Source organism: Rhodanobacter sp. FW102-FHT14D06 (assembly GCF_043950705.1).
Classification (GTDB): domain Bacteria; phylum Pseudomonadota; class Gammaproteobacteria; order Xanthomonadales; family Rhodanobacteraceae; genus Rhodanobacter.
Window position 1 is genome coordinate 1,977,698 of record NZ_CP170722.1, and the last position, 16,407, is coordinate 1,994,104.

General features: G+C 69.4%; 14 protein-coding genes. 8 read left to right on the top strand and 6 right to left on the bottom strand.

Annotated elements, in window-relative coordinates; translation table 11 throughout:
- Positions 1-7 precede the first annotated feature (7 nt).
- Together ACFCQI_RS08905 and ACFCQI_RS08910 are read right to left on the bottom strand one after the other, a co-directional pair.
- Positions 8-631 carry an SGNH/GDSL hydrolase family protein gene (locus ACFCQI_RS08905; RefSeq protein WP_395121083.1) on the bottom strand — a complete coding sequence of 208 codons (624 nt, stop codon included), beginning with the start codon at positions 629-631 and terminating at the stop codon, positions 8-10.
- A 9-nt stretch (positions 632-640) separates the two neighbouring features.
- Entirely contained in the window at positions 641-1,885 is a 1,245-nt protein-coding gene (locus ACFCQI_RS08910) for an aminotransferase class I/II-fold pyridoxal phosphate-dependent enzyme (protein ID WP_395121084.1), read from the bottom strand.
- 165 nt (positions 1,886-2,050) lie between these two features.
- Between ACFCQI_RS08910 and rsgA the strand changes: the two genes are divergently transcribed.
- From rsgA to aceE, 5 genes are all read left to right on the top strand, one after another.
- Positions 2,051-3,106, top strand: a complete 1,056-nt coding sequence (gene rsgA, locus ACFCQI_RS08915) for a ribosome small subunit-dependent GTPase A (RefSeq protein ID WP_395121085.1) — start codon at positions 2,051-2,053, stop codon at positions 3,104-3,106.
- A 69-nt stretch (positions 3,107-3,175) separates the two neighbouring features.
- Entirely contained in the window at positions 3,176-4,447 is a 1,272-nt protein-coding gene (locus ACFCQI_RS08920) for a flavohemoglobin expression-modulating QEGLA motif protein (RefSeq protein WP_395121086.1), read from the top strand.
- A gap of 103 nt (positions 4,448-4,550) precedes the next feature.
- Positions 4,551-6,842: an NADP-dependent malic enzyme gene (locus tag ACFCQI_RS08925; RefSeq protein ID WP_395121087.1), complete on the top strand. Its 2,292-nt coding sequence runs from the start codon at positions 4,551-4,553 to the stop codon at positions 6,840-6,842.
- A gap of 34 nt (positions 6,843-6,876) precedes the next feature.
- The gene (locus tag ACFCQI_RS08930) at positions 6,877-7,761 is read left to right on the top strand and encodes a class I SAM-dependent methyltransferase (RefSeq protein ID WP_395121088.1); all 885 of its coding nucleotides are present in this window, start codon (positions 6,877-6,879) and stop codon (positions 7,759-7,761) included.
- A 154-nt stretch (positions 7,762-7,915) separates the two neighbouring features.
- Positions 7,916-10,642, top strand: coding sequence for a pyruvate dehydrogenase (acetyl-transferring), homodimeric type (gene aceE, locus ACFCQI_RS08935; protein ID WP_395121089.1), 2,727 nt, complete (start codon positions 7,916-7,918; stop codon positions 10,640-10,642).
- Between the two features lie 55 nt (positions 10,643-10,697).
- On the opposite strand, the gene ACFCQI_RS08940 is transcribed toward aceE, so the two are convergent.
- From ACFCQI_RS08940 to ACFCQI_RS08955, 4 genes are all read right to left on the bottom strand, one after another.
- Entirely contained in the window at positions 10,698-12,296 is a 1,599-nt protein-coding gene (locus ACFCQI_RS08940) for an MFS transporter (protein ID WP_395121090.1), read from the bottom strand.
- A gap of 108 nt (positions 12,297-12,404) precedes the next feature.
- On the bottom strand, positions 12,405-12,746 hold the full coding sequence (locus tag ACFCQI_RS08945; protein ID WP_395121091.1) for a hypothetical protein: 342 nt from the start codon (positions 12,744-12,746) through the stop codon (positions 12,405-12,407).
- Between the two features lie 91 nt (positions 12,747-12,837).
- Positions 12,838-13,509, bottom strand: a complete 672-nt coding sequence (locus ACFCQI_RS08950; RefSeq protein ID WP_395121092.1) for a glutathione S-transferase family protein — start codon at positions 13,507-13,509, stop codon at positions 12,838-12,840.
- 216 nt (positions 13,510-13,725) lie between these two features.
- On the bottom strand, positions 13,726-14,643 hold the full coding sequence (locus tag ACFCQI_RS08955) for an arginine deiminase-related protein (RefSeq protein WP_395121094.1): 918 nt from the start codon (positions 14,641-14,643) through the stop codon (positions 13,726-13,728).
- Between the two features lie 129 nt (positions 14,644-14,772).
- Between ACFCQI_RS08955 and ACFCQI_RS08960 the strand changes: the two genes are divergently transcribed.
- The 3 genes from ACFCQI_RS08960 to ACFCQI_RS08970 all read left to right on the top strand — a co-directional run bounded on the left by ACFCQI_RS08960 (position 14,773) and on the right by ACFCQI_RS08970 (position 16,397).
- On the top strand, positions 14,773-15,075 hold the full coding sequence (locus ACFCQI_RS08960; RefSeq protein WP_395121096.1) for a DUF3247 family protein: 303 nt from the start codon (positions 14,773-14,775) through the stop codon (positions 15,073-15,075).
- A 75-nt stretch (positions 15,076-15,150) separates the two neighbouring features.
- Positions 15,151-15,879, top strand: a complete 729-nt coding sequence (locus ACFCQI_RS08965) for a hypothetical protein (RefSeq protein WP_395121097.1) — start codon at positions 15,151-15,153, stop codon at positions 15,877-15,879.
- Between the two features lie 68 nt (positions 15,880-15,947).
- Positions 15,948-16,397, top strand: coding sequence for a DUF6491 family protein (locus ACFCQI_RS08970; protein WP_395121099.1), 450 nt, complete (start codon positions 15,948-15,950; stop codon positions 16,395-16,397).
- The last annotated feature ends 10 nt before the right edge of the window (positions 16,398-16,407 follow it).

Consider the following 16,407-nt stretch of genomic DNA (forward strand, 5'->3'; position numbering starts at 1 on the left):
GAAGCTTTCAAGGTTGCCGCGACAACGCCGCACGCGCGGCTGGCGCGATCGCGTCTGCCCACAGCGCATATTGCTCCGCCGACGGATGCAGGCCATCCGCGGCGACCAGCTCGGGATGCCGGCGCGAGATCGGGGTGATGTCGACGAAGCGGACGCCGCGGCTTGCCGCCAGGCCGCGGGCACACGCGTTGAAATCGTCCAGTTCGCGGGCGGTCCGCGCCGCATCGCGGCCTTGTTCGCGGGCAAAGGGGGTGACGCCCCAATCGGGGATGGAGACCACCAGCGTCCGCGCGACGCACCCGCCGGCCAGCGCGATGGCGCGTTCGAGCAAGGCGGCGAACTGCGCCGCGTATTCATCGAGGCTGCGGCCGCGATACTGGTTGTTGACGCCGATCTGCAGGGTGACCAGATCGTAGGGCGGCGCCAGCGCGGCCTGGTCCATGCCTCGTGCCAGCTCGTCGGTGGTCCAGCCGGTGACGGCCACGAGGCATGGCTCGTCGACCGCCACGCCGCCGCGGCGCAGCTGCTGCGCCAGCACCGCGGGCCAGCACGCGTTCGCGGCCACGGCTTCGCCGACGGTGTAGGAATCGCCGAGCGCGAGGTGACGCAGCGGCGAGCGGGATGCGGGCATCGGCAAGCCTCAGGCCGCGATGACGGCGTTGTCCGCCTGTTCGCGCGCCATCCGCTGCAGCACCTGCTCGATCCGCACGAACACCTCGTGCAGCTGCGCGGGCGGCGGCAGCAGGGTCAGCCGGAAGTGGCGGCTGCGCGACACGTTGAAGCTGCTGCCGGGCACCACCAGCACCGACTCCTCTTCGAGCAGGCGCAGGGCGAAGGATTCGTCGTCGAACTGCGGGATGCGTTCGGCGCGCACCGCGGGGAACGCATACAACGCGCCGGCCGGCGCCACCAGGTCGAGGTGTTCGCTGGCGGCGACTCCCTGCAGCACCGCCGCGCGCGCCTCGTGCAGGCGCCCGCCCGGCGCGGTCAGGGCGCCGATCGTCGGCGCGTCCTGCAAGGCGGGCGGCACCGCCCACTGCGCGGTCACGTTGGCGCACAGGCGCAATGCGGCCAGCAGTTGCAGCGCGTCGCGATACACCGACGTTCCCGCGGGCGCGCCGGACAGGCTCATCCAGCCGACCCGATAGCCGCAGGCGCGATGCACCTTGCTGAGCCCGCCGAAGCTCAGGCAGGGCAGTTCGCCGGCGACTTCCGCCAGTGGCTGGAAGTGCGCGCCGTCGTAGAGGATCTCGTCGTAGATTTCATCGGCGAGCAGCAACAGGCCGTGCCGCGCTGCGACTTCGGCCAGCCGCTGCAGCAGCTCGCGCGGATAGACCGCGCCGGTCGGGTTGTTGGGGTTGATGAGTACCAGCGCGCGGGTGCGCGGGGTGACCAGCGCCTCCACCTCGTCCGGGTCGGGCAGGTGGCCGCGGCTGGCCGGGCAGCGGTAGTACTGCGGCCGTCCGCCGTTGAGGATGGTGGCCGCGCTCCACAGCGGGTAGTCCGGGCTCGGCAGCAGCACCTCGTCGCCGGGCTGCAGCAGAGCCCGCAAAGCCAGGTCGATCAGTTCGCTGACCCCATTGCCGATGAAGATGCGCTCGGGCTGCACGTGCCGCGCTCCGCGGCTGCGTTGCTGCGCGGCGATCGCCTCGCGCGCCGCTTCCAGTCCCTGCTCGTGGCCGTAGGCGTCGCTCTCGTGCAGGTGGCTGGCGATCGCCTCGCGCAGGTGCGCCGGCGCCTCGAAGCCGTAGCGGCCGGGGTTGCCGATATTCAGCTTGATGATGTCGCGTCCGGCGGATTCCAGCTCGCGGGCACGGCGGGTCAGCGCACCGCGGATCTCGTAGCGCACGTCTGCCAGGTGCGCACTGGGGATGATCGGAGCCAACGCCTGGGTTCCTTTGCGGGTGGGAAACGGCGCGAACGCCGGCGACGTGGATGCTAGCAGCGTGATGCAGTGCAGCGCGAGCCGATCGGCGGGCGCGACGCTGGCCATCGTCGGGCCGTGGCCGGGCAGGGCATAATCGCCCCACCATGCCAGGCAAGCCTCGCCATGAGTGATGTCGAAACGATCGAGCGGCTGCGGCATATCGGCTGGCGCGGCGACCGCCTGCCGGCCGGCGGCCTGCGCCTGGCGCGGGTGGTGGCGCAGCATCGCGCCGGTTATGAACTGCACGATGGCCACGCACTGTTCGGCGCGCAGCCGGACGGCCGCTTCCTCAAGCGCGGCATCGACCCCGCCGAGCGACCGGTGGTGGGCGATTTCGTGGAGGTGGCCGACGGCACGCCGCCGCACATCGTCAGCGTGGGAGCGCGCCGCAGCATGTTGTCGCGCGCCGCCGCGGGCGAGCGCTACGAGCGCCAGCTGATCGCCACCAATGTCGACTACGTGCTGGTGCTGACCGGGCTGGACGGCGACTTCAACCCCGCCCGCATCGAGCGCTACCTGTCGCTGACCGAAGGCTCCGGCGCGCAGCCGGTGGTGCTGCTGAGCAAGCTGGACAAGCACGAGGATGCGGCGGCGAAGGTCGCCGCGCTGCGCGCGCGCCTGCCGCAGGACACGCCGATCCATGCGCTCAACTGCAAGGACCCCGCCAGCGCGCAGGAGCTGGCGCGCTACCTGCAGCCGGGTGACAGCGCGGTGCTGGTGGGCTCCTCCGGCGCCGGCAAATCGACGTTGACGAATACCTTGTTCGGCACCGCGACCATGGCCACCGCCGCCGTGCGCAGCCACGACAGCCGCGGTCGCCACACCACCACCCACCGCGCGCTGCTGCAGTTGCCCTCGGGCGGTTGCCTGATCGACACCCCCGGCATGCGCGAGCTGAAACTGACCGGCGAGGAGCAGCTCGACCTGTTCGCCGACATCGAGGCGCTCGCCGAGCAGTGCCGCTTCGCCGATTGCGGCCACGGCAGCGAGCCCGGTTGCGCGGTGCAGGTGGCGCTGGACACCGGCGAGCTGGGCGCCGAGCGCTGGCGCAGTTATCTCAAGCTGCACGACGAGCGGGAGGAACAGGCTGCCACCCTCGAAGCGCGATTGCGCCGTCAGCGCGGCGGCCGCCCGCTGGAGCCGCCGCGCGGCCACCGCGTCAAGCGCGAGCGGGAGTAGTTCGATGGCGCGCGGGGGCAGCTCGGGAAGAATTCGCGCCGACGGTGCGCGGCGTGCCGGGGTCTCGCGATGAACGCGGCCATTGCACCGGAGCTGCAACGCTACGCGGCGCTGGACCAGCGCTTGCTGGCGGCGGTGCGCGGCATCCACATATTGCCCACGGTGGCGTGGCCCGCGTCGCTGGAAAACCGCATGATCGAGGCCTACGGCCAGGGCCGCTTCAGCCTGCCGGCGGTGTCCTACCAGGTGCCCGGACTGGCGGCGGCGCGCACCGAACTGGCGGCGATCGAGACGGCGGCGGTGGAGGTCGGCGCGGGCGATCCGCTGGGCGAGTACCTGCGCCGCACCGCCGAGTCCTGGCAGGTCGCCGCGCAGATGCTCGAAGCGGTGGGTACGGCCGGCGTGACCGCGCCGTCGATCGCGCTGTACGGCAAGCCGGACGACCGCATCCCCGGCAGCCAGCGCAGCAACCTGGATGCCGCGCGCTATTTCGTCGAGCTGTCCGACGAACTGGGTGCCGACCTGCTCGCCGACGACGGCGGCGACATCGACGCGGAGGTGCTGCGCGCGGCGCTGGCCGAGACGCTGGATGTCTTCTTCGGCGACGGCACGATCCGCGTCGAGGTCGATCCCGAGCTCACCGCCAAGGCCGCGGCCGGCGCCACCCGCATCCGCCTGCGCGGCGGCGCCACCTTCAGCCAGTACGACCACCACCAGTTGCTGGCGCACGAGGCCTTCGTGCATTCGCTGACCGCGCTGAACGGCCGGCGCCAGCCGTTGCTGGCGTCGCTGGGGCGCACCTCGCCGCGGGTCACCGCCACCCAGGAAGGGCTGGCGGTATTCGCCGAGCTGATGTCGGGGGCGATCGACATCGCCCGGCTGAAACGCATCAGCCTGCGCATCGTGGCGATCGACATGGCACTGGGCGGCGCCGATTTCGTCGAGGTCTATCGCTACTTCCATGCGCGCGGGCAGAGCGTGGCCGACAGCTTCCACTCGGCGCAGCGGGTGTTCCGTGGCGTGCCGCCGGGCGGCGGCGCGGTGTTCGCCAAGGACAACGTCTACCTGTCCGGCCTGCTCACCGTGCACACGTTCTTCCGCTGGGCCCTGCGCCAGCGCCGGCTGGATCTGCTGCGCTATCTGTTCGCCGGCAAGCTGGCGCTGCACGACGTGATCAGCCTGCAGCCGCATTTCGCCTCCGGCGCGATCGTGCCGCCGCGCTGGCTGCCGCCATGGATGCAGCACGTGCACGGGCTGGCCGGAAAGCTGGCGTTCTCGGTGTTCATCAACGGCATCCACATGGATCGGGTGCGCGAGGACGACCTGCTGCCGGGCGCGTGAGGGCGCCGGGCGTGGGCCAGCGACGCAGGCCCAGGTGCTAACATTCTCGCCAGCCATCCGCGCTCGCGCGATGGCGCCCACTCACTGGAAAAAAGCCCCTCCCATGGCCCTCCCCGAAGAACTGCGCCTCGCCGCGCTGGAGTATCACCGTCATCCGCGGCCGGGCAAGATCAAGATCACCCCGACCACCGCCCTGCTGACCCAGCGCGACCTGTCGCTGGCGTATTCGCCGGGCGTGGCGGCGGCGTGCGACGCGATCGTCGAGGACCCCGCGACGGCGGCGGAGTACACCGTACGCTCCAACCTGGTGGCGGTGATCACCAACGGCACCGCGGTGCTTGGTCTGGGCGACATCGGGCCGCTGGCGGCCAAGCCGGTGATGGAAGGCAAGGGCATCCTGTTCCAGAAGTTCGCCGGCATCGACGTGTTCGACATCGAGATCGACGAGAACGACCCGGACAAGCTGGTCGAGATCATCGCCAGCCTGGAGCCCACCTTCGGCGGCATCAACCTGGAGGACATCAAGGCGCCGGAGTGCTTCATCGTCGAGCGCAAGCTGCGCGAGCGGATGAAGATCCCGGTGTTCCACGACGACCAGCACGGCACCGCGATCATCGTCGGCGCCGCCCTGGTCAATGCGCTGGAGGTGGTCGGCAAGAACATCGCGGACATCAAGCTCGCCACCACCGGCGCCGGTGCAGCCGGCATCGCCTGCCTCGACATGCTGGTGGCGCTGGGCGTGCGGCCGGAGAACATCCTCGCGTTCGACCGCGAGGGCGTGATCCACACCGGCCGCAGCAACCTCGACCCGGACAAGGCGCGCTACGCGCGCGACACGCCCAAGCGCAGCCTGGCCGAGATCGTGGCGGGGGCGGACGTGTTCCTGGGCCTGTCCGCCGGCGGCATCCTCAAGCCGGAGATGGTCGCCACGATGGCCGAGCGCCCGGTGATCCTGGCGCTGGCCAACCCGAACCCCGAGATCACCCCGGAAGACGCCAAGGCGGTGCGGCCGGACTGCATCATCGCCACCGGCCGTTCGGATTATCCGAACCAGGTCAACAACGCGCTGTGCTTCCCCTACATCTTCCGCGGTGCGCTGGACGTGGGCGCCACCGTGATCAACGAGGCGATGAAGACCGCCTGCGTGCGCGCGATCGCCGCGCTGGCACGCATGGAGGCCTCCGACCTGGGCAGTGCCTACGGCGGCGAGATCCCCTGTTTCGGCCCGGAATACCTGATCCCGCGCCCGTTCGACCGGCGCCTGCTGGTGATGCTGGCGCCCGCGGTGGCGCAGGCCGCGATGGATTCGGGCGTGGCCACCCGGCCGATCGTGGACATGGACGCCTACAAGGAGAAACTCGGCCAGTTCATCTACCGCACCGGCCTGCTGATGAAGCCGGTGTACGAGCGCGCCCGCGCCGATCCCAAGCGGGTGGTGTACGCCGAGGGCGAGGAGGAGATCGTGCTGCGCGCGGTGCAGACGGTGATCGACGAGCGCATCGCGCGGCCGATCCTGATCGGCCGCCCGGACGTGATCGACACGCGCATCCAGCGGCTGGGCCTGCGCATGCGCGCCGGCGTGGATTTCGAGCTGACCAACATCCACGACGACCCGCGCTTCAACGACTACTGGCAGCAGTACCACGCCATGACCGAACGGCGCGGGGTCAGCCCGGCGGCGGCGAAGAACCTGCTGCGCTCGCGGCCGACCCTGATCGCCGCGATGATGGTCGAACGCGGCGAGGCGGACGCCATGATCTGCGGCATCGTGGGTCGCTACCACAAGAAACTCGGCTACCTGCGCAGCGTGTTCGGGCTCGACCCGGGCGTGTCGTGCACCTCGGCGATGAGCGGCGTGATCAACGACAAGGGCGCGTGGTTCTTCCTCGACACCCACGTGCAGGTCGATCCCACCGCCGAGCAGATCGCCGAGGCGACGCTGCAGGCCTGCTACCGGCTGAAGAACTTCGGCATCGAGCCCAAGGTGGCGCTGCTCTCGCACTCCAACTACGGCAGCCACGACAACCCCAGCGCGGCGAAGATGCGCAAGGCCTGGCAGATCCTCAAGGCGCGCGCGCCCAAGCTGGACATGGACGGCGAGATGCAGGCCGACACCGCCTGGGACGAGGCGCTGCGCCAGCGCATGTTCCCGCACACCACGCTCAGCGGTCGCGCCAACCTGTTCGTGATGCCGAACCTGGACGCGGCCAACATCGCCTACAACATCGTGCGGGTGATGACCGACGGCGTCTCGATCGGGCCGATCCTGATGGGCGTCAACCGCTCCGCGCACATCCTCACGCCAGCCTCCACCGTGCGCCGCATCGTCAACATGACCGCGGTGGCCGCGGTCGATGCGCAGATCCGCGCCGCGCAGGGCAGCCGGCGCGGTTGATCGGAACACACCACCACCGGCAGGGACGCAGCGCATGGCACGCAGTTTGACGGGCGGCATGATGGAGCAACTGCGCCAGATGGCGAAACGCATCGCGCCGTTGTACTGGCTCGTCGGTGCCGCGAGGTACGCGCAGTTCCGCCTGCAGCTGGCGCGGGCGAACTGGACGGACCCCGGCGTGCCGGTGCTGGGCCTCCCGCCGCCCATGCTGCGCTACCGGGTGCACCGCGCTTTCGATTCGGCCAGCTACCTGGCCAATGGCCGCCGCATCGCGCGCTGCCTGCTCGACACGCTGGCCGCGCATGGCGTGGTGCCGGAGCGCCTGGTCGTGCTGGACTTTGCCTGCGGGCCGGGCCGGGTCATCGGCGAACTGGCGGCTGCCGCCAGTTCCTGCGACATGCACGGCTCGGACATCGACGCGGAGGCCATCGACTGGGCGCGGAAAAATCTTTCCGCCGTGGCCCGGTTCGCGACCAACAGCCCGGCCACGCCGACGGCTTATGCCAGCGGGATGTTCGACGTTATCTACAGCGTGTCGCTGTTCACCCATTTGGATGCGCCGGCGCAGGACGAGTGGCTCGCCGAAATGGCGCGACTGCTGAAACCCGGTGGCCTGCTGCTCGCCACCACCCACGGCCGTTCCGCCACCGGCAGCTGCACCGCGGCGGAACTCGCCACGCTGGCGCGCGACGGGTTCGCCTATCGCACTGACCGCAAGGGTCGTTTCAAGGTTGACGGCCTGCCCGATTTCTACCAGACCACGTTCCACACCGTGGACTATGTGCGCCGGCACTGGGCACGCCATCTTGTCGTGGTCGAGCACATCGAAGGCGGCCTGAACGGAAACCAGGACATCGTCGTGCTGCGCAAGCCCGTGCTGTCCCCATGCGGCGCGCAACCGCCCGTGCAGGCCGGCTAGCCGTCCCTCTCCCGCGGGAAACCGCCTTCGCCGGCTGATGCCGGCGCCATTGGCAGGCATCCGGGCAAACAACTAAACTCATGTGTTGTCGCGCCGCGGCCCCGGCGGCGCGAACCTTTTGCAGGCACACCCCACGGTGCCGTGGAGAACCCCGATGGACCAGCTCGACGAAATCCTGGACCAGGATCTTGACCCCACCGAAACCCGCGAGTGGATCGATTCGCTCGATGCGGTGATACAGCACGACGGTACCGAGCGCGCGCATTACCTGCTGGAGAAGATGGTCGACACCACCCGTCGCTCGGGTGGCTACCTGCCGTTCAACCCGACCACCGAATACGTCAACACGATCCCGCCCGGGATGGAGGCCAAGAGCCCCGGCGATGCGGCGATGGAGTGGCGCATCCGCTGCCTGATCCGCTGGAACGCGATGGCGATGGTGGTGCGTGCCAACCGCCGGCCCGGTTCGCTGGGCGGCCACATCGCCAGCTTCGCCTCCTCGGCCACGCTGTACGACGTGGGCTTCAACCATTTCTGGCGCGCCCCCAGCGTCGACCACCCCGGCGACCTGATCGGCTACCAGGGCCACATCAGCCCCGGCATCTATGCGCGCTCCTTCCTCGAAGGCCGCATCAGTGAGGAGCGGCTCGACCTGTTCCGCGCCGACGTGGTCGGCGGCGAGCAGTCGCTCACCTCCTATCCGCACCCGTGGCTGATGCCGGACTACTGGCAGGTGCCCACCGTGTCGATGGGGCTGGGTCCGATCCAGGCGATCTACCAGGCGCAGTTCTTCCGCTACCTGGAGAACCGCGGCCTGATACCCAAGACCGACCGCAAGATATGGTGCTTCCTCGGCGACGGCGAAGTGGACGAGCCGGAATCGCTGGGCGCGATCTCGCTGGCCGGCCGCGAAGGCCTGGACAACCTGATCTTCGTGATCAACTGCAACCTGCAGCGGCTGGACGGCCCGGTGCGCGGCAACGGCAAGATCATCCAGGAGCTGGAGGGCGTGTTCCGCGGCGCCGGCTGGAACGCCATCAAGGTGATCTGGGGCAGCTACTGGGATGCGCTGCTGGCGCGTGACAAGGACGGCACGCTGCGCAAGCTGATGATGGAAACCGTGGACGGCGAATACCAGGCCTGCAAGGCCTTCGGCGGCGCCTACACGCGCGAGCATTTCTTCGGCAAGTACCCGCAGACCCGCGAGATGGTGGCCAACTTCAGCGATGACGACGTCTGGCGCCTGAATCGCGGCGGCCACGATCCGCACAAGGTCTACGCCGCCTACCACGCGGCGGTGAACACCAAGGGCATGCCCACGGTGATCCTGGCCAAGACGGTGAAGGGTTACGGCATGGGCATCGGCTCGGGCGAGGCGGAGAACCCCACCCATCAGCAGAAGAAGATGACCGGCGATGCCGTGCGCACGTTCCGCGATCGTTTCCAGATTCCGGTGCCCGACGACAAGCTGGACAGCGTGCCGTACTACCACCCCGGCCCGAACTCGCCGGAGGTGGAATACATGCTGGAACGCCGTCGCGCGCTGGGCGGCTTCCTGCCGCAGCGCCGCCGCCGCACCGACGTGCCGTGCAAGGCGCCGGAGTTGTCCGCGTTCGAGCAGATCACCAAGGGCAGCGGCGAGCGCGAGATCTCCAACACCATGGCGCTGGTGCGCGGCATGAACCTGTTGCTGCGCGACAAGCAGCTCGGCCCGCGCGTGGTGCCGATCGTGGCCGACGAGGCGCGCACCTTCGGCATGGAGGGCATGTTCCGGCAGATCGGCATCTACGCGCCGTTCGGCCAGAAGTATCGTCCGCAGGATGCCGACCAGCTGCTGTACTACCGCGAGGCGCAGGACGGCCAGGTGCTGCAGGAAGGCATCTCCGAGGCTGGCGGCGTGTCGGCGTGGATCGCGGCGGGCACCAGCTATTCGCTGTCCAACCAGCCGATGCTGCCGTTCTTCATCTACTACTCGTTCTTCGGCTTCCGGCGCATCGGCGACCTGATCTGGGCCGCTGGCGACCAGCGCGCGCGCGGCTTCCTGGTCGGCGCCACCGCCGGCGCCAGTTTCCCCGGCGAAGGCCTGCAGCATTCGGACTGTGCCTCGCACCTGATGGCCGGCACCTTCCCCAACTGCCGCGCCTACGACCCGACCTGGTCGTACGAGGTGGCGGTGTTGCTGCACCACGGCGTCAAGGAGATGTACGAAGAGCAGCAGGACGTCTTCTATTACATCACCACCACCAACGAGAACTATGTCCACCCGGACATGCCCGAGGGCTGCTACGACGGCATCGTCAAGGGCATGTATCTGTTCCGGGACTCGGGATTGGGGAATCGGGATTCAGGCAAGGGCAAGAGCAAGGGCAAGAACGGCGCGCCGTGCGTGCAGCTGATGGCGGCGGGCGGTTCGCTGATCGAGGCGATTGCGGCGGCCGAGCTGCTGGATGCCGACTTCGGCGTGAAGGCCGACATCTGGTCCTGCCCCAGCTTCAGCGAACTGTCGCGCGACGGCTTCGACTGCGAGCGCTGGAACCGCCTGCATCCGGAAGCGAAGCAGCGCGTGCCGCACGTCACCGCCAACCTGGCCGGGCGCGACGGCCCGGTGATCGCCGCCAGCGAATACGTGCGCGGCGTGGTCGACCAGGTGCGCGCTTTCGTGCCCGAGGGTCGCTCGTTCACCGCCCTGGGCGCCGACGGCTATGGTCGCTCCGATACCCGCGAGCACCTGCGCGAGTTCTTCGAGATCAGCCGCTACTGGATCGCCCACGCCGCGCTGGCCGCGCTGGCAAAGGAAGGCAAGGTCAACGCCAAGGACGTCAGCCGCGCGATCAAGGAGTACAAGCTCGATCCGGACAAGCCCAATCCGCTGACCGTGTGATCGCCCGCGATACGGGCCGGGGAAGCCGCCTTTCGGGGCGGCTTTTTCTTGCGCGCTATTTCGCCAGCGCCTGCTGGATCGCTTCCAGTGCGTGGCCGCGGGTCTCGATGCCGCGACGGGCGAGCATCGCCGCGGCGACCGCCATCGGCAGCGCGATCAGCAGCGCCGACAGCGCGAAATGCTCGAACAACCCGGCCACGCCGACCACCGCGCCGAGGATGCCGCCGAACTTCGAGCCGCCGGCGATCAGCCCGGCACCGCTGCTGCGCAGGTGCGCGGGATAGATCTCCGCCGCGTACGGGATCAGCGTGGCGATCACCCCGCTGATGCTCAGCAGCAACAGCACCGTGGCGGTGGTGGTCAGCGCCGGCGAGCGCAACTGCATGGCCCCAATCATGCAGAACAGCAGCAGCGCCGCGGCCGTCAGCGCGATGAACAGCACCAGCGTGCGGATGCTGCTCCAGCGCTGGTAGCCCCACACCACCAGGCCGATGCCGGGCAGGGCGAGGATCGCCGAGCGCGCCAGCAGCGCCGCGCTGGCCTGGGCGTCGAGGCCCAGCGTGACCAGGTTCGCCGGCAGCCACAGCAGGAAGCCGAAGTTGGCCAGGCCCCAGGCGACGGCGCAGGTCAGCAGGCCCCAGGTGATCGCCGCGTGGCGGCCACGCAGCAACTGGCGCATGCCGACGCGCGCCGCGATCGTCGGCGCGACGACCACGCCGGCACTCAAGGCGTCGGTCGATGCCGCCTGGCCCGAGAAGCGGCGCAGCACCGCGCGCGCCTGGTCCTCCAGGCCACTCAGCGCGAGAAAGCGCGGCGACTCGGGAATGTAGCGGTTGAGCAGCACGATCAGCGCACCGGTGGGCAGGTTCAGCAGCCACAGCGAGCGCCAGCTGTAGGTCGGCTCGAACAGCGTCGCCGCGCCGGAAGCGAGCAGGTAGCCGGCCGAGGTGCCGACGCCGCCGAGCGCCACCAGCAACCAGCCGCGATGGCGGGTGGGGATGGTCTCGGCCATCAGGGTGAAGGTGATCGGCAACATGCCGCCGGCGGCGGCGCCCATCATGAAGCACATCACCAGGTTGCCGCCGAACGCCGGCATCGCGCCGCAGATGGCCGTGCCCATGAACATCAGCGCCGACAGCAGGATCGCCGCGCGGCGGCCGAACAGATCGCCCAGCCGGCCCCACACCACCGAGCCGACCACGGTGCCGGTCAGCGCCGACAAGGCCAGGAAGCCCGCGGTGGAACCGCTGATGCCGTACTCGGCCGCCATGCCCGGCATCGCGAAGCCGATCGTGGCCGGCTTCATCACGTCCACCGCCAGCGCGACGGTGAGCACGCCGACCAGCTTCCAGTGCTCGCGGTTGAGCGGCACGTTGTCGGCGACGTGGAACGACACCGCGCCGCGATCCGGATGGGCGGTGCGGCGCATCTGCTCCATCCGCGGCATCAGCCCGTAGGCCGCCAGCAGCACGCCCAGCGGCACCAGCGCCATGCCGGCGAGCATCAGGCCGTCCATCGGCATGCCGGCGAGCCGGTAGTGCATCGGCGCGGCCATCGCCAGCATCGGCAGATGCGCCAGCACGCCGGCGATCACCGCGGCACAGCCAAGCCAGAATGCGACCGGGTGATGGAAAGTGAGATCGGTGCGAGCCATGCGACGACCGCCGGAAGGGCAAGTCGCAGCTTAGCAGCGACTCGGCGGCATGCCGCCACGACGCCGGCCATTACCGGTGCCGGGGCGGCTTGCGCGTGGTTCAGTGGTTCATTCGTCGTCGCTGCGGAATGCGCGACGCAACAGCAGGAACGCGCCGATGGTGCCGGCGATGATCGCGACCGTGGCCACCGGATGCCGCTGCACCTGGCGGCGTGCGCGGCGATAGCGGTAGTTCGCCTCGTCGGCGAGATCGCCGGCGACGCGCGTCAATTGCCGCCGGTAGTCGCTGCCGCGGTCGGAGAAGCGGTCGCGGATGCGCTGGCCGTGCCGGAACAGGCCACGCATCGCGCTGCCGGCGCCGTCGGCGTATTCGTGCGCACGGTCGCCGGCACGCTCGGCGGCGACCTCCGCGGCATCGCGAAGATGCTGCTCGATTTCCCGGTGATGCATGGCGGTCTCCTTCAGGTACAGCGGGAACGCCAATCTGCCTGTGGCGCCGTGACCACCGCGTAAAACCAGGTCGCCGTGACCATCGCGCCGTTCAGCCGCCGAGCCGATACTCGCCGCCGCGCTGCAGCGCGCGCTGGTAGGCGGGCCGCGCATGGATGCGCTGCAGGAAGGCGGACAGCCGCGGATGACGTGCATCCAGCCCGCCGCGCGCAGCGAAGGCTTCCAGCGGAAAACTCAGCTGGATGTCCGCCACGCTGAAGCGGTCGCCGACGAACCAGTCGCGCTGGCCCAGCTCGCCTTCCAAGTAGTCGAGATGGAGTTTCAGTTGCGGATCGACGAAACCGCGCTGCGCCGTGCGCGCGATGCGCTTCGCCACCGGCCTGGTGTAGAACGGCATCGGCGCCGCCTCGACGCGCCGGAACACCAGCTTGAGCAGCAGCGGCGGCATCGCCGACCCTTCGGCGTAATGCAGCCAGTAGTTGCAGCGCAGCCGTTCGGGCGTGCCGTGCGCGGGAATCAGCGTGCCGGCGCCGTGGCGATCGGCCAGGTACTCGACGATCGCGCCGGATTCGGCCAGCGTGAGTTCGCCGTCCGTGATGACGGGCGACTTGCCCAGCGGGTGCACCGCGCGCAGCTCCGCCGGGGCCAGCATGGTCCCGGGATCGCGCAGGTAACGCTTGATCTCGTATGGCAGGCCGAGCTCTTCCAGCAGCCACAGGATGCGCTGCGAGCGCGAGTTGTCGAGATGATGGACGGTGATCACCCGTGCATCAGAACGTACCGCACCGCCAGCTGCAAGCTCGGGGTTCCGGCACCGCGATCCGCGACAGCCCCGACCCCCCGCGTTCGTCGGATGCCTCCGCCGTCACCACGTACGTCGCGCCCTTGTTCAGTGCGTGCAGTTCCAGCCGCGTCGGCGGGCCCGCGAAGCGCTGATTCGTCTGGTGCTGGCGATCCGCGGAGATCTCCCGGCTCGCGATCAGTAGATCTCGCCCACGCAGCAGCGCAGGCTGCCGCCGGCCTTCTCGATCTCGCCCAGTTCCACTGCGCCGATGGTGAAGCCGTAACCGGCCAGCGCCGCGCGCTGTGCGCCGGTGAGCGAGACGGCGGCGCGGGCGCTCATCCACACGCGCTCGTCGGAGAGCGTGATGGCGTTGCCGGCGAACGCCTGCTTCTGTGCCGGCGTCAGCCAGATCGCGCGATCGCCATACGCCGTGGCGATCGCCTGTGCCGCGGCCGGATCGCGGAAGCCATCGGCCGCGATGATCGCCGCGCGGCTGGCGAGCAGAGTCAGCAACACGTTGGTGTGGTATTCGGCGTCGGCCAGCTCGAAACAGTAGGTCAGGCGCAAGTCGAAAGCCTTGTGCATGGCTTGCGCGCCAGCCATGTCGCAGCGTTCGCTGAGGCCGCAGTAGCCGACGCCGCGGGCGCGGTCGATGACCAGCGAGCCGGTCAGTTCGGCGACCAGGCCCTCGCAGCCGGACAGGTCGATCTCGTCATAGCCCAGCACCTCGCCGAAGAAGGCGCGGATGTCGTGGCGTTCGGCCTCGCGCTGGCGCACCGGATGGCGCATGCGGCCGACGATCAGCCGCCCCGGCGCGGTGGCGAACACATTGTTGGGGAACACCGCGTCAGGCGTTGCCGGATCGCCGGGGAAGGTGATCACCGGCACATCCGCGCGCAGTGCCTGCGCCAGCGCTCCGTGCTGGGCCAGCGCCTTGAGCGGGTCGACCGCCAGGTTCATGTCCATGTAGCGGTTGTCGCGTGCCGATTCCGCCGCCAGGGCGAACTCTGCCGGGGCCACCAGATAGGCGGCGCGCGCCGTGGCGGCGGCGCCGTCCCGTGGCGCGAGTGTGGCGAAGGCGTGCAGGAATTCGCTGGGCGACGTGGTGATCAACGGGACGGCTCCATGGGTTCTCGCGGGCTGGCAGCATATCCGTTCCCGTCCCCGGGCGCGCTTCGTTGACGCGCCCTTGCCACGGGCGCGGATAGGGTCGGGCTTCCACTGGTCAGTGAGGGCTGTCGCATGGGCCAAAACGCACCCAGCGTCCTCGTCCGCGAGGACGACATCGATCGACTGGAGGCACTGGTGCACCAGCTGCCTGCCAATGGCCACGTGGTGCTGTTGCTGAGCGATGGCAGCAGTTGCGACGGCGTGGTCAGCATGCGGCCCAGCGTGCAGGTGTTTCGCGACCCGCAGGGCCGCGAAGGCATCAACGCCGAGGTGCAGCTGGAGCGCCCGGATGTTCCGACGTGGCACCAGCGGGTATGGCTGGATCGGATCAGGCGGGTGGAGCACGTCGATTCGATCATGGCCAGCGAGAGCTGAAAGCATCCCGCGCGGTTGCACCGCGACCGCGGATCGTTCCAAGCTAGCCGCTGCCCTTCGCCTGGTATGCCGTCGATGAATCGCGTCCTGCTCCGTTGTGCCCCGCTGGTTTTCTGCGCCGTGCTGTTCGCCGGCTGTTCGCAAGGCCCGGGCACGCCCGAGCTCACCGCGCAACAGCAGAAAGCCGCGGCCGATGCCGCCACCGCGGCGCGCAACCTCGACACCTATCGCCAGTTGCTGAAACTGCACAACGACGAGATGGTGGTGACGATGGGCAAGGACATCGTGCAACGCTTCCCGCACAGCGATGCGGCGAAGGAAGTGATGCAGACGTTGCCCGCGATCGAGAAGCGCTACAAGGAAAACAGCGAAAAGAACCGGCTGGCCGCGCTGTGGACCTACCAGGTCGCGCCGATGGCCGGCGGCACGCAATCGACCGCCAGCATCTACAGCCAGGGCGACGACGGCGAGCCGGTGCGGCTGGTGCTGCGCCGGCATACCAGCTGGGGCCAGAGTGCCTTCCTCTATGGCAGCAAGCCCGGCTTCGTGTGCCGCGGCAACTGCACCATCACCGGCCAGGCCGACGGCAAGCCGGTGCGGATCAAGGCATTCGCCCCCGACGGCGGCGAACCGGCGCTGATGATCCGCGACGACAAGGCCTTCATCGCGCTGCTGGAGAAGACCCGCAAGCTGCAGCTGGACGTCACCCAGGTGGAGGGCACCAGGGATCGTCACCTGGTCTACGAAGTCGGCGGTTTCGACCCTGCCAGGTGGCAGCCGGTGCGCAAGGCGGGCAGGCGCTGAGCGTCGCGCGGTACACGTCACTGCGGGTTGGCGCGTTGTCCGTGATGTCTTTCCGTGGAGGATTCGCCATGTCCACTGTTCGTTCCTGCCTCGTTTTCGCGCTGGTTGCCGTGCTGGCCGCCTGCTCCAGCGTGCCCCTGGCGCAGCGCGAACGGCAGCGCGAGGCGGCATACGCCAGCGCGGCCGGTGCGCCGGTGCGCAGTTTCCATTTCTTCACCCTGTGGTCGTGGGAGCCGCTCGGCGACCACCAGGTGGTGGTCTACACCCGGCCGAGTCAGGCCTGGCTGCTCGACCTCGACGGCCCCTGCCAGAACCTGCCGTTCACGCAGGCGATCGGCCTTACCTCCAGTTCCGGCACCGTGTTCAGCCGCTTCGACAAGGTGCTGACCGGCGGGCCGTACGCGCCCTGCGTGATCTCGCAGATCCGGCCGATCGACGTCAGGCAACTGCACATCGCGCAGGAGACGCAGCGCCAGATCGACGCCAAACCGCGCGAGACGCCGGCGGCCGACCACTGAGAAAACCGCT